General features: G+C 71.7%; 13 protein-coding genes. 9 read left to right on the top strand and 4 right to left on the bottom strand.

Going from position 1 to position 13,159, the window contains the following annotated elements; genetic code table 11:
* The first annotated feature begins 18 nt into the window (after nt 1-18).
* Nucleotides 19-723, top strand: a complete 705-nt coding sequence (locus tag ACLJQF_RS07530; protein WP_410607493.1) for an LPXTG cell wall anchor domain-containing protein — start codon at nt 19-21, stop codon at nt 721-723.
* 51 nt (nt 724-774) lie between these two features.
* On the opposite strand, the gene ACLJQF_RS07525 is transcribed toward ACLJQF_RS07530, so the two are convergent.
* Nucleotides 775-3,033: a hypothetical protein gene (locus ACLJQF_RS07525; RefSeq protein WP_410607916.1), complete on the bottom strand. Its 2,259-nt coding sequence runs from the start codon at nt 3,031-3,033 to the stop codon at nt 775-777.
* A 91-nt stretch (nt 3,034-3,124) separates the two neighbouring features.
* Here ACLJQF_RS07525 and ahcY point away from each other — a divergent pair, with 91 nt between their 5' ends.
* The 5 genes from ahcY to ACLJQF_RS07500 all read left to right on the top strand — a co-directional run bounded on the left by ahcY (nt 3,125) and on the right by ACLJQF_RS07500 (nt 6,342).
* The gene (ahcY, locus tag ACLJQF_RS07520; protein ID WP_410607492.1) at nt 3,125-4,606 is read left to right on the top strand and encodes an adenosylhomocysteinase; all 1,482 of its coding nucleotides are present in this window, start codon (nt 3,125-3,127) and stop codon (nt 4,604-4,606) included.
* Nucleotides 4,607-4,716: 110 nt separating this feature from the next.
* Complete coding sequence (locus ACLJQF_RS07515; RefSeq protein WP_410607491.1) at nt 4,717-5,004, top strand: FitA-like ribbon-helix-helix domain-containing protein; 288 nt, start codon at nt 4,717-4,719, stop codon at nt 5,002-5,004.
* On the top strand, nt 4,998-5,447 hold the full coding sequence (locus tag ACLJQF_RS07510) for a type II toxin-antitoxin system VapC family toxin (RefSeq protein ID WP_410607490.1): 450 nt from the start codon (nt 4,998-5,000) through the stop codon (nt 5,445-5,447). The genes ACLJQF_RS07515 and ACLJQF_RS07510 overlap by 7 nt, the downstream gene beginning before the upstream one ends.
* Entirely contained in the window at nt 5,447-5,788 is a 342-nt protein-coding gene (locus ACLJQF_RS07505) for a VOC family protein (RefSeq protein WP_410607489.1), read from the top strand. The genes ACLJQF_RS07510 and ACLJQF_RS07505 overlap by 1 nt, the downstream gene beginning before the upstream one ends.
* A 128-nt stretch (nt 5,789-5,916) precedes the next feature.
* A complete protein-coding gene (locus tag ACLJQF_RS07500; protein ID WP_410607488.1) occupies nt 5,917-6,342 on the top strand; it encodes a YjdF family protein in 426 nt (141 codons plus the stop codon).
* 119 nt (nt 6,343-6,461) lie between these two features.
* Here the strand turns inward: ACLJQF_RS07500 and ACLJQF_RS07495 are convergent, their stop codons facing one another.
* Entirely contained in the window at nt 6,462-7,460 is a 999-nt protein-coding gene (locus ACLJQF_RS07495) for a hypothetical protein (protein WP_103341215.1), read from the bottom strand.
* A 247-nt stretch (nt 7,461-7,707) separates the two neighbouring features.
* On the opposite strand from ACLJQF_RS07495, the gene ACLJQF_RS07490 reads away from it, so the two are divergent.
* The 3 genes from ACLJQF_RS07490 to ACLJQF_RS07480 all read left to right on the top strand — a co-directional run bounded on the left by ACLJQF_RS07490 (nt 7,708) and on the right by ACLJQF_RS07480 (nt 9,742).
* The gene (locus tag ACLJQF_RS07490; RefSeq protein WP_410607487.1) at nt 7,708-8,283 is read left to right on the top strand and encodes a papain-like cysteine protease family protein; all 576 of its coding nucleotides are present in this window, start codon (nt 7,708-7,710) and stop codon (nt 8,281-8,283) included.
* On the top strand, nt 8,280-9,029 hold the full coding sequence (locus ACLJQF_RS07485; protein ID WP_410607486.1) for a hypothetical protein: 750 nt from the start codon (nt 8,280-8,282) through the stop codon (nt 9,027-9,029). The genes ACLJQF_RS07490 and ACLJQF_RS07485 overlap by 4 nt, the downstream gene beginning before the upstream one ends.
* Before the next feature lie 62 nt (nt 9,030-9,091).
* On the top strand, nt 9,092-9,742 hold the full coding sequence (locus ACLJQF_RS07480) for a dTMP kinase (protein WP_410607485.1): 651 nt from the start codon (nt 9,092-9,094) through the stop codon (nt 9,740-9,742).
* A gap of 94 nt (nt 9,743-9,836) precedes the next feature.
* Here the strand turns inward: ACLJQF_RS07480 and solA are convergent, their stop codons facing one another.
* On the bottom strand, nt 9,837-10,967 hold the full coding sequence (solA, locus tag ACLJQF_RS07475) for an N-methyl-L-tryptophan oxidase (RefSeq protein ID WP_410607484.1): 1,131 nt from the start codon (nt 10,965-10,967) through the stop codon (nt 9,837-9,839).
* Nucleotides 10,964-13,072 carry an FAD-dependent oxidoreductase gene (locus ACLJQF_RS07470; RefSeq protein WP_410607483.1) on the bottom strand — a complete coding sequence of 703 codons (2,109 nt, stop codon included), beginning with the start codon at nt 13,070-13,072 and terminating at the stop codon, nt 10,964-10,966. The genes solA and ACLJQF_RS07470 overlap by 4 nt, the downstream gene beginning before the upstream one ends.
* Nucleotides 13,073-13,159: the final 87 nt, after the last annotated feature.

The raw sequence follows: 13,159 nt of genomic DNA, 5'->3' as shown, positions 1-13,159 counted from the left end.
TTCGGTACTGGAGAACTCATGCGCAGACGTTCCTTCCGCGGCGCCGTTGCGGTCATGGCGCTCACCACCGCCGCCCTGATCGGGACCGCCGGTTCCGCCCTGGCCTGCTACACCGACGACAACCGCCCGAACCCGATCCCCGACCGCGGCAAGGCTGCGTGCGCGGACAACAAGACTCTTGAGCACAGCGACGTGGAGTTCACGGGCGGCGAGGGCAAGAGCACCCTGAACATCACCGCCGTCCACGACGGTGTGAAGGTGACCCGCATCGTCGTCATCGGTGGCGACGACGGCTTCAATGAGTACATCCCCGGCAAGGTCGGCAAGGGTGGCGAGGTGTTCCCCGCGACCGCGCCGTGGAACAACCTGAAGGCGACCAAGACGTTCAAGGGCCGCCAGCCGAACATCGACAAGTGGATCCTGTGCGGCACGAAGACCACGAAGCCGACGCAGCCCACCACGACGGCGCCCACCAAGCCGTCGACGCCGGCCACGACCACCACGACCGCCAAGCCGAGCACCCCGGCGACCGCGGACACCTCGGTCTCGCCGACCAGCTCGGCTCCGGCCGTCGTGCCGGCGGGCAACGAGTCGGGCACCGGTGGCGGCCTGGCCAACACCGGCTTCGACAACAGCTGGCTGATCTGGGTCGGCGCGCTGCTGCTCGTCGCCGGTGGCGGCCTGCTCGCGCTGCTGAAGTTCCGCCGCAAGGCTTCCGAGTGAAGCTGAGCTAGTCCCCGGTCGAAGGCCCCTCGCTCCGCGCGCGAGGGGCCTTCACCGTTTCGGGGGAAAGTCCCCGAACAGCGAGCCTTGCTCGCCCCAGGACGGCTTGCCGAGGCCGGCGGCCATCGCGACGGCGTGGTCCCATTCGGCGTCCACCACGTAGTCCTGGTGCTTGAGCACCCCCGGCGCCCAGCGGTGCCGCCCGCTCGGGCCGCGCAGCGGGTCCGGCAGCCAGTGGTCGCCGCCGAGGATCAGGACGCCGTTGGCGTCGGCCGTCGCCGACACCGGACCGCAGCCGCCGCCGGCGAGGAACCCGACGCCGTGCAGGCGCCGGTCGGCGACCGAGTGCCGCCAGGTCGTCACGCCGCCGCCGAAGATGTCGGTGCCGCGGCAGAGGGCCCGCCACCGGCCGTCGAGGTCGGCGAAGAGCCGTTCCAGCGCTTCCTGCGGCAGCAGCGCCGGGAAAGCGCGCTGGTAGCCCCACTGCAACGGGGACCCGGCGGTGAGCACGCCGACGCGTTCGAGGTCCGCGGCCGGCAGATCGGCGGCGAGCCGGGCGGCGGCCATGATCGTCAGCAGGCTGCCGAGGTTGTAGCCGGAGAGCACCACCCGCGTGCCGGGATCGGCGAGGTGCTCGCGCGCCCGCGCGGCCAGTTCCGGGACGACCTTCAGCGCGTAGCAGGGCGGCACCGTCGGGTGCGCGGCCCGCGGCCAGAAGCAGACCAGGTCGGCCAGCGCGCCGAGGTGCCGGCTGCGCTGCGGGGTGCGCGCGGCCGTGTAGACCACGCGCAGCAGGCCTGCGGCCAGCGCGCCGAGCGCGACCACGCCGATCGCCGACAGCGGGCCGAACCAGCCGGGGACCAGCCCGAACCCGAACCGCAGCACCAGCAACCCCGCGCCGCCCGCGGACATCGCGCTCGCGACCGCCAATGCCAGGTGGTGCAGGTGCCGCCGTTCCCACGCCGAGCGCGCCCAGGCCGCCGCGGCCTGGGCCTCCTGCCGTTCGTCGTGCTCCATCAGCTCGACGATCTCGGGGATGCCCCGCCGCAGCCGGCGCAGCGGGACGGCGACCGCGAAGCCCAGCACGCCGAGCACCGCGGCCAGCGTCAGCCCGGCGCCCCACAGGACCGTGACCAGCAAATACGTGTCGGGCACCCGCAGGTGCTCCGCTCCGGACAGACGTCGGAGCGCCTCGGCGAGCCCGGCGCCGAAGCCGCCGCCGAGCAGGCCGCCCAGCGCGAGCACCGGCGCGGCCGCCCAGCCGCCCATCCACGGCCGCAGCCGCTGGGGCTTGTGCTTCCAGCCGGGCCGGGCCAGCACCGCGGCCGGGGCGAGGAACAGCGCGAACAGCACCGTGACGGCGACCAGGGCCGCGCCGAGGCCCTCGACGACGCCGTTCGTGCCGGGCAGCGGACCCGCGCCCGGCCTGAGCCGGACCGCCGTCACGACGACGAGCAGGGTCGCGAAGGCGAGCACGCCGGGCCGGGCGAACCGGCCGGTGTCGACGCCGATCGCGGCGGCGACGACGGTGGCGAGCACCACGGCCAGTGTGATGATCCAGACAACGAGGTCCACGCTGCCGGCCGGCACGCGGAACGGCCCGCCGAGCAGCAGCAGCGCGACCGAGGCCAGCGCCGCCACGGTGTGCAGGCAGCGCAGGGCCGGCGTCTCCGGGTCGGCGCGCATCCGCAGGGGGCCGCCGGTGAGGTCGCCGTCGGCGTGCACCGCCCAGGTCGCGCTCGAAATCCGGTGCAGGACGAAGATCACGACCAGCAGCGGCAGCACGCCGACGGCGATCCGGGCTCCCGCCGTGCGCAGCACGTCGGGGACCACCGGCAGGCAGCCCGACCCGGGCGCGAGGCACTGCGTGGCGAAGAGGTCGAGCGCGATGGCCGCGAGCTGCCCCATCAGCAGCATCGTCAGCAGCAGGGCACCGACGCGCAGCAGGCCGCGGCAGACGGCGCCGAGGACGCGCGCGAGGCGGCGGTCCGGCGGGACCGGGGGCAGCATCCAGAACGCGACGTTGGCCAGGGAGAACGGGAACAGCAGCGCCCAGGTGGCCTTCGCCGCGCCGCCCGAGGTCATGCCGTGCCAGAGGTAGCCCTCGAGGGTCCGCGGGATCGACCGGCCCAGCGCCGGCAGCACCGGCCCGGGTGCCGGGCGGCGCAGCCGGTCCGCCGGGCGGATCACCCGGCCCAGGCCGTCACCGGCGACGTCGACCGTCGAAACCGCGTCGAGCAGCGTTTCCCCGCTGGTGCCCACGAGCCCGGCGACGCGGATTTCCACGACGCGGGTGTCCGGGCCGGGCATGGGCACGGTAAGGGCTCCTGACACTTCTAGGGACAGTCGAGCGGACAACGGTAGTGTTCGGGGGTCATCGAGTCTTGGAGGAATCGCCACTATGACCCCCGAAAGCGTTGCCAAGCGGCACGAGACCCGCAACGGCATCGAGTTCGCCGTCGCCGACCTCGAGGCCGCCGAGTTCGGCCGCAAGGAGATCCGCCTCGCCGAGCACGAGATGCCGGGACTGATGGCGCTGCGGCGCGAATACGCGGAGGTCTACCCGCTGCGCGGGGCGCGCGTTTCGGGCTCGCTGCACATGACCGTGCAGACCGCGGTCCTGATCGAGACGCTGGTGGCGCTGGGTGCCGAGGTGCGCTGGGCGTCCTGCAACATCTTCTCGACGCAGGACCACGCGGCGGCCGCGATCGTCGTCGGCCCGCACGGCACGACCGAGGAGCCCAAGGGCGTCCCGGTCTTCGCGTGGAAGGGCGAGTCGCTCGAGGAGTACTGGTGGTGCACCGAGCGGATGCTCACCTGGGACGACAGTGGTGAACTCGGCCCGAACATGATCCTCGACGACGGCGGTGACGCCACCATGCTGGTGCACAAGGGCACCGAGTACGAGAAGTCCGGCGTCGTGCCGACCCCGGACGAGAACACCTCGGACGAGTTCCGCGTGTTCCTCGAGCTGCTGCGCACGTCGGTCGCGGCCGACACAGGAAAGTGGACGAAGATCGGCGAGGGCATCCGCGGCGTCACCGAGGAGACGACCACCGGTGTGCTGCGGCTGTACCAGCTGGCGGCGGCGGGCGAGCTGCTGTTCCCGGCGATCAACGTCAACGACGCGGTGACGAAGTCGAAGTTCGACAACCGCTACGGCATCCGCCACTCCCTGATCGACGGCATCAACCGCGGCACCGACGTCCTGATCGGCGGCAAGGTCGCGGTGGTCTGCGGATACGGCGACGTCGGCAAGGGCGCGGCGGAGTCCCTGCGCGGCCAGGGCGCCCGCGTGATCGTGACGGAGATCGACCCGATCTGCGCGCTGCAGGCGGCAATGGACGGCTACCAGGTCCGCACGCTGGAGAACGCGCTGCCCGAGGCCGACCTCGTCATCACGACGACCGGCAACAAGGACGTCGTGCTGGTCGAGCACATGGCGAAGATGAAGCACCAGGCGATCCTGGGCAACATCGGCCACTTCGACAACGAGCTCGACATGGCCGGCCTGGCGCGTTACCCCGGCATCCGCCGCGTGAACATCAAGCCGCAGGTCGACGAGTGGATCTTCCCGAACGGCAACACGATCCTCGTGCTGTCGGAGGGCCGGCTCCTGAACCTGGGCAACGCGACGGGGCACCCGTCGTTCGTGATGTCGAACAGCTTCTCGAACCAGGTGATCGCGCAGGTCGAGCTGTTCACCAAGCACGAGGAGTACGACAACGAGGTCTTCCGGCTCCCGAAGAAGCTGGACGAGAAGGTGGCTCGCATTCACCTGGATGCACTGGGTGGCGAGCTGACCAAGCTCACCAAGGAGCAGGCGGAATACATCGATGTGGACGTCGAAGGCCCGTTCAAGCCGGAGCACTACCGGTACTGAGGTCTTTGCGTTTTAGCTGGTCAGGGCCGCCCCGAAAGTGTTCGGGGCGGCCTTTTGTTTTGCGCTTGTGACAGTGATAGCACGATCGGGTGACGTGTTATCATGGGGGGGTGAAACAGTTGATCACGAGGATCGACGACGAGCTGCACGCCCGGTTGAAGGCGAGAGCCGAAGCCGAAGGGCGCAGCATGAACGACCTGGTCACGGAAGCGTTGAGGGGCGTAGTGGCGAAGACGGAAACCCGAGCGGAATGGAAGCGGCGAATGATCGCCGAAGGCAAGGTCGTGCACGTGGAGCCGCCGGCTCACGTGCCGACCCTGGACGAACTCGAAGACCTGTCCCGAGGCTGGGGCACGGCTGTCAGTGAAGCGCTCGACTGGACCCGAGGGGAGTGGTGACCGTGCTGTACGTCGACACCAGCGCGCTGGTCACCGCCTACCTTCGGGATGAGCCGGAGCACGACAAGTTCCGCAAGTTGCTCCTCGAGGGTGATGCCCCGGTGGTGAGCAGCGACTTCACCCGCGTCGAGTTCGCCGGTGCCATGACGGCCGCCAAGCGGACCGGCCGGATTCCCGATCCCGCGGCGATGCTGGCGCACTTCGATCACCTTGCCTCTCCGGACGGGGACTTGGTGCTCATCCCCTTCGACCCGAGCCGGGTCATTCCCGCCGCGCGGCGGCTGGTCACCGAGAACTACCCGGTGCGCACCCTGGACGCGATCCACATCGCGGTCGCGATGCACTCCACGGCCGAACTCACCGGCGGCGAACCCGTCACCTTCGTCACCCGCGACGAGCGTCAGGCCGATGCCGCGAAGGCCAACGGTTTCGAGGTGTTGTGATGGTCGACCTGATGGCGGGGGTGGCCGTGCTCGACTACGAGCGGGCGCTGGCCTGGTACGAGAAGCTCTTCGGGGCGCCGCCGACGTTCGTGGTCAGCGAGACCGAGGCGTTGTGGGAGGTCACCGAACACGGCGCGGTGTTCATCGAGCGCCGTCCGGAGCGGGCGACCGGGCACGCCATGCACGTCCTGTTCGTCGGCGACCTGGACGAGCGCGTCGCGGCGATCTCCGAGCGGGGCATCGAGCCCGCGGACCGGGAGACCTACGACAACGGCGTCCGGAAGCTGCTCTACCGCGACCCCGAGGGAAACGAGATCGGCATCGGCGGCCTCCCCGCGTAGTCTGGGCCGTTCTTGGCTTCACGAACCTCACGGCCCGGTGGGTAGTCCGGGCGGCTCGCACAGGGCCCGTTGTCCCGTCAAGGGAAACCGGTGACGCCAGGCTGATCCGTCACGCCTGGAGGTTCCCGATGCACGGGGTGTTCACGCTGTACCACGACGGCCGGTTCTGGGTCGGCGTCTACGAGATCCACGAAGACGGCCTGGTCCGGGCCGCGCGTCACGTCTTCGGCGCCGAGCCCACCAACGCCGAACTGGCGGTCTTCGCCGCTGGCCGCGACTTCGCGCGCTTGGCCGACGAAGCCCGCGCGGCACCGCCGGTCCCCGCCGAACAGCGGCCGACAGCCCGGCTCAACGCCAAGCGTCTCGCGAAGCTGGCGAAGAAAGCCCAGCAAGACGAGGGCATCGGCACGGCCGCCCAGCGCGCCCTGCGCGACGCGGTCACCCAGCACGCGGCAGAGAACAAAGCGGCCCGCAAACGCCGCGCGGCCGCCGACGCCACCCGCCGCCGGACCCTGGCGAAAGCCAAATCCCGCGCCAAACACCGCGGCCACTGAGGCACCGTGTCGACCCTTCAATCACGCGCGTCGACCTCCGAATCACGCGTGTCGACCCTTCCGGAGCAGAGCAGCCGTGATCCGAGGGTCGACACGCGTGGCTGGAGGGTCGACACGCGTCAGTTCCACTCGACCGCGACCCCGGCCAGCCCCGGCCCGGCGTCGTTGAAGAACGCGCTGCTCACCCCACCCATGTCGCACGCCAGCTCCTCCGCGACCACCGGCAGCGCGTCGTCGCGGGCCCGGACCTGGCGGGTACACCGGGCCGGCAGGGCGTTCCGGTCGAACCGCAACTGGACCAGGTAACTCGCGCACCGATCCCGCAGCATCCGGTAGTAGCCCGGCGACGCCGATCCCGAGTCGTCGCGGACCTCGAAGCAGAACACGTGGATGTCGCCCTCGGCCAGCTTGCGGTCGAACAGCAGCTCCGTCGCCATCGTGTCCGCGTCCGGGTTGCGGCGCATCCGGCCCACCCGGCAGCCCTCGTCCGTGATCAGCTCGACGTCGTCGATGCGGCAGCCCGGGTCGCCGTTGTACACCGTCAGATAGCGATCCGGCCCGTGCCGACGCGCGCGCGTCACCAGCCGCGTGCGCAGGCTGACCTGGCGGTGCTCCGCGTCGAAGGTGATCGTGTCGTGCACCGACAGCAGCTCGAGGTCGGCGTTGTAGTGGTTCGACGACGGGTACGCGCCCAGCTCGGCCAGGAGGTCCTCGACGATCGACCCCATGTCGCCGGAACGCAGGTCGTGGAACGACGCCGCCGGCTGGTGGCCACGGCGGACCAGTCGAGGCCCGATCAGCACCACCAGGGCGTCCGCCGGCAGCTGGAGGACCGATTCCAGGGCCCGGACCGCCGGCAGCGCCTTCGGCACCTCGGGCTGACGCAGCCCGCGTTGCCAGTAACTCAGCGTCGACTGTCCGATTTGGACCCCGCGCAACGCGAGGTGGGCCCGCAGCCGGGCCAGCGACAGCCCGCGGTAGGCGATCGCCAGCCGGAGGGCGTGGTGGAACTCGCCGGTGCGGAGTGCCTCGGTCAGCTCTTTCGGCAGTTCGGCGACCGATGCCCGGGTCGTGCGGGCGCCATCGATGATCAGTGGAAGGTTCCCGTCTTGTGCCACCGCTCGTCCCTTCACCCGACCAGTGTGTGCGCTGGGCGTGAACACCGCGGAACGTTCACGGTAGCAGCGTAGGGTGGCCGTGCCGACCCCCGTTCAGGGAGGTTGGCCTCGTTGAGGTGAGCGTTCCGCGTTCCGGCTGTGCCCCGGAACGGTCCGTTCCTCCGGATGGCGTTCTTGCTCCTTGTGACCGCGTTGTTCACCGTTGTGACCACCGCTGGTTCGCCCACGTTCGAGCAGGAGGCCGTCCGTGCTGGTGAAGTCGAGCAGGGTCCACGCCGTACTGGCGGTGAGCCTGATGTTGTGCCTGGTCGCGCCGGCCACAGCCGGAGCCGCGCCCGGAGTGCCGTCGACCTACCGGAGCCAGATCGTCCTGCAGCTCCAGCAGAAGAACCAGTGGTGCTGGGCCGGCGCGGGCAACACCATCGCCGCCTACCACGGCGCGGTCGTCAGCCAGACGCGGTTCTGCCAGCTGGCCCACGGCGAGACCGGCGCGGACTGCGCCAACCTCCCCGGCACGCTCGCCGACCCGCAACGCGCCTTCGCCCGGCTCGGCTTCAGCTCGCCGGGCCGCTACCTCGACCGGCGCATCTCCTACGCCGACGTCCGGACGCAGACGGCCGCGGACCGGCCGGTCGAGACCCGCGTCGGCTACCGCTCGGGCGGCGGCCACGTGCACGTCCTCTACGGCTACGACACCCACGGCGACTGGGTGTTCTGGGGCGACCCCGGCCCCGCCAAGCGCTACAACTGGTCGACCTACGGCTACTACACGCAGAACTCGTCATTCACCTGGACGCACACGCTCACCGGGATCGCCCGATGAGCAGGCGGGCGATCGTGCTCGCCGTGCTGACGGGCGCGGCGCTGCTGATGACGGCTCCGGTGTCAGGCGCGGCCCAGGCCGCCGGCATCAGCAGCGCCGATGCCTCCGCGGCGCACCGCGCGGCCGCGGGGTTCCAGGACGTCCTGGTCCAGTTCTTCGCCCAGGCACCGGGCGCCCAGGGGCCGGTCTCGGTGAAGATCGCGCCGGACGCGTACCCCGTGTACGAGCTTTCGCCGGACTTCGTCGCGGGCAAGGCCGAAGCCGCGCCGGGTGATTTCGCTTACTTCGCGATCCCCGCGCGTGCCTCGGACGGCCGGACCGCGACGCTCTGGTCGGTCCGCGCCGCGGACGGCACCTGGCAGATCGGCAACATCGCTTCGGGTGACGTCGAGGGCGAGTACGCCCGGAAGCTGCCCGCGGGCGCCCAGCTGCTCCACGAACCGCAGGTCGACGCCTGGTACGCGGTCTCGGGCGGCCGGGTGACGTCGCTGGCCGACGGCAAAGCGGTCGCCGGCTACCAGCGGATCGTCGAGGCGCGTTACGCCGACAAGCTCCCCGGCTCGGTCTACGCCCGCGACGGCGAGGCCGGCGGCTACGACGCGACGTCCCAGGTGATGCCCCGCGGTGACGGCGGCCCGGCGCCGTCCGGCCACGACACCGGCTGGGTGCCGCTGCTGATCCTCGTCGGCGTGCTCGCGATCAGCGGCGCCGGCTACGTGCTCCACCTCCGGCGGCACCCCGCCTAGACGAACCGGCGGGCTCGGCGTCGATCCCCTTCCACCGAGCCCGCCGGTCCACCATCAGTACTGTGACCTCCGTGGGTCGACTGGTGGTCATCGAAGGGCTCGACGGTGCGGGCAAGCGCACGCTCACCGACGGGCTGACGGCGGCGCTCGGCGCCAAGGGCGCGAGTGTGACGTCGCTGGCGTTCCCGCGCTACGGCGAAAGCGTGCACGCGGACCTCGTCCGCGAGGCGCTGCACCGCGGGCACGGCGACCTCGCCGACTCGGTGTACGGCATGGCGATGCTCTACGCGCTGGACCGCAGCGGCACCGCGGACGAGATCCGTGCGCTGCTGGCCGCGCACGACGTCGTCCTGCTCGACCGGTACGTCGCCTCCAACGCCGCGTACGCGGCCGCGCGCCTGCGGCAGGACGCCGCCGGCGAAGTCGTGAAGTGGGTGTGGGAGCTGGAAGTCGGCCGCTTCGGCCTGCCCCGCCCGGACGCGCACCTGCTCCTGCGCGTCGCCCCGGCGGTCGCGGCCGAACGCGCCGAGCGCCGTGCGGAGACCGAGACGGGCCGGGAGCGCGACGCCTTCGAAACCGACGACGGCCTGCAGCGGCGGTGCGCGGCCGTCTACGACGAGCTGGCCGCTTCGGGCTGGCTCGCGCCGTGGCACGTCCTGGACGGCGTCGCGGGCGTGGACCTCGAAGCGCTGGCGACGACGCTGCTGAGCTGACCCGGCTCAAGCGCCCCAATGTGGCCTTCGGTGCGTGAGACGCAACCAAGGCGGCCTTCGGTGCGTGAGACGCACCCAAGGCCGCCTTGGGGCGCTAGGGCAGTAGCCGGGCCGGGTCGAACTGCTCGATCGGGTGGGCCGTGGCGCCGTCGACCACCAGGTCCGCGAGGACTTCGCCGATCACCGGGGCGAACTTGAAGCCGTGGCCGGAGAACCCGCACGCGAGCACCACCCGCTCCTCGTCCGGGTGCGGGGCGAGCACGAAGCTTTCGTCGGCCGTGTCGGTGTACATGCAGGTCGCGGCCCGGAGGAACGCGCCGGGCAGCGTCGGGATGTGCCGCTTCACCACGGCCGCGATCTCGTGGACCTCGTCGCCGGACACCTCCCGGTCGATGCCGTCGGGCGTGCACGTCCGGCCGCCGCTGTGGAACGCGACCTTCACGCCGTCGGCGGGCGCGTTGTGCGCCGGGAAGCCGTAGAACGTGTAGCCGTCGCCTTCCCAGATGTAGACCGGGTGCTCCCGGAACGGCGCGATCCCGCCCGAGGGCGCGAACCAGTACTGCACCTGTCGACGGACCGTGAAGGGGACGCCGAAGCCGCGCAGCAGCTCGCCGGCCCACGCGCCGGGGCACAGCACCAGGCGGCCGGCCGTGTAGTAATTGTCCGACGTCCCGATGCGCACCCCGCCGGCCGTGGTGCTCCAGGTGAACACCTTCTCCTCGTGGTGCAGTTCGGCGCCGCACCGCGCGGCGAGCTGCAGGTGCGCGGCGACGCTGCCTTCGGGGGACACCAACCCGGCGCCCGGCTCGTACAGCGCGACTTCGTCCGGCGACGGCGCCATCGTCGGGAACCGGCCCCGGATTTCGGCCGCGGCCAGCAGCTCGTGCGGGATGTCGAACGCCTGCGCCGACGCCACGCTGCCGGTGATCGTCCGCGAATCCGCCGTGCCGACCATGAGGCCGCCGCAGCGGGTGAACAGCCGTCGTCCGCTGTCGCGTTCGAGGCCGTCCCACAGTTCGTGGGCCCGCAGCAGCAGCGGCACGTACTCGGGGCCTTCGAGGTACGCCTGGCGCGTGATCCGGGAGCCGCCGTGGCTCGACCCGCGGTTGTGCACCGGCGCGAACTGGTCGACGCCGAGCACCCGCTGCCCGCGCTGCGCCAGCCGGTACGCCGCGGCGCTGCCCATCCCGCCGAGGCCGACGACGATCACGTCGTAGTGCGTCATGCCACCCTCCCCGGGACGCGCGTGCCGAAGTGCCCGACCTGCAGCGGTGTCCCGGATCGGCCGTATTCCACGGGAAGCCAGGCGTACGCGACGGCTTTGCCCGCGGTGTGGCCGTATCCGGCACTGGTGACGTACCCGGCCGGGCGGCCGTCGACGTACACCGGATCGCCGCTTTCGACGACGCTGCCGGTCGTCAGCCGGGACAGCCGCCGGCTGACGGTCGCGGCGGACCGGCCCGCCAGCGCGTCGCGGCCGAGGAAGTAGCCCTTGTCCAGCCGGACGGCGGAACCGAGTCCGGCCTCGTACGGGTCGTGTTCGGTGGTGAAGTCGACGCCGGGGGTGCGGACGCCGGCCTCGAGCCGCAGGCTGGTCAGGGCCTGGTGACCGGCGACGCCGACGCCACGGTCCCGCAGCGTGTCCCACAGGCGGCGCCCGAAATCCGCCGTGGTGTGTAGTTCCCAGCCCGGTTCGCCCACAGTGGACAGTCGCAGGGCGACGACCGGAACGTCCCCGATGGACGTCTCCTCGGCGGAAAGGTCCGCTGTGGACAGTCCCGGTAGGACTTCGTGGGCGAGCGGTCCCCACAGGCCGAGGCAGCACGTGCCGGGGGTGGTCTCGTGGATCTGCACGGTGCCGTCGCGCGGCAGGTGCCGCCGCAGCCAGTCGAAATCGAGACGTCTGCCGGCGCCGACGTGGAACCGATCGTCGCCGAGGCGAGCCACCGTCAGGCAACCGCGCACGCCGCCGTCTTCGCCGAGCAGCAGCGTGGAGGTCGCCGTGCCCGGCGCCTTCGCGAGGTCGCTCGTCGTCATGGCCTGCAGGAACGGCAGCGCGCCGGGGCCGGTGACGGCCAGCCGCGGCTCGGACGTCAGATCGAACATCGCGACGCGCTCGCGGGTGACGGCTGCTTCGGCGGCGATCTGCGCCAACACCGCTTTCGGGGGTTCGGGTGGCGAAGCCCCCGGCCCCGGGGCGAAGCCCCGGTTGTCACAGTACCGTTCCGGCCGCGCCCAGCCGGCCGCGGAACCGAAGTGTGCACCCAGTGCGATCTGCCGTTCGTGGAACGGGCTCGCCCGGACCGGCTCCGCGGTGAACGGGGCCGCGAACCGGGCGAGGTCGCAGCCGTGCAGGGCCAGCGACGGCTGCCCGTCGACGAGCCAGCGCGCCAGTTCGCGCGCGACACCCGCGGAGTGCTCGGGCCGGACGGCTTCGGCGACCCAGAAGCCGTCGAGGGCCGGGTGTTCGCCCAGCAGCGGCCGCCCGTCCGGGGTGCCGGGGAGGGCCACCGTCGTGGTGGTTTCGACGACGGCGTCGCGGAGCGCGGGCAGGAGATCGGCGGCCAGAGTCACCCCGACGCCGAGCCGGTCGACGTGCTCGCGGACGTACATCCCGGTGTCGAGGTGGCGCAGCACGGGGTGGCCCGCCTGCACGTGTTCGTCATTGTGCCCGGCCAGTTCCGGCAGCGGTGCCGTCAGCGCGTACTCGTGGGTCGACGGCATCCGCGGCACGTCCAGGTCCATGAGCCTGCCGTCGCACGACACGACGATGTCGGCGCGGAACCGCCCGGCCGCGGTGACGACGCCGGTGACGCGGCCGCCACTGCGCTCGATCGCCGTGACTTCCTCGGCGGCGAACCGGGCGCCGCGGCCCTTGGCCCGCCGGGCCTGGGCTTCGGCCGCACGTCCCGCGTGCAGGAGACCGTCGCCGGGGACGTGGAACCCGCCGAGGACCCGGGCTTCGTCGAGGAGCGGGTGCAGGTCGGCGCACTCTTGGGGCGTGCGCAGGTAGCCTCGCACGCCCCACGACGTCGCCCAGCCGTGACGCTGCTTCAGGTCATCGAGCCGCTTCGGCGACGTCGCCACTTCGAGGCTGCCCACCGGGTTGAAGCACCACTGGCCGTCCAGGCCGCTGTACTTCTCGACGGTGTACTTCGCGAACGCCGTCAGCGTGCGGTCGGCGTGGGTGCGGAACACCAGGCCCGGGTGGTCGTCCGCGGCGTCGCCGATGACGGTGACGTCGGTCCAGCCACGCTCGGTCAGCTCGTCGGCCAGCGCGCAGCCGAGCAGGCGGGCGCCGACGACGACCACCCGGGGCCGTGCTGCCATTTCGCGGGATCCCTCCGGGCGAGGTTGCGTCTTCGGCAACAACGTGCGTCATGCGCGACGCGGTGTCAAGCACCCGAAACGGTGTCC

It is taken from the genome of Amycolatopsis sp. lyj-109, assembly GCF_046548995.1.
Classification (GTDB): Bacteria; Actinomycetota; Actinomycetes; order Mycobacteriales; family Pseudonocardiaceae; genus Amycolatopsis.
Note: the sequence above shows the minus strand (reverse complement) of the source record. Positions and strands in the feature narration are given on the sequence as shown.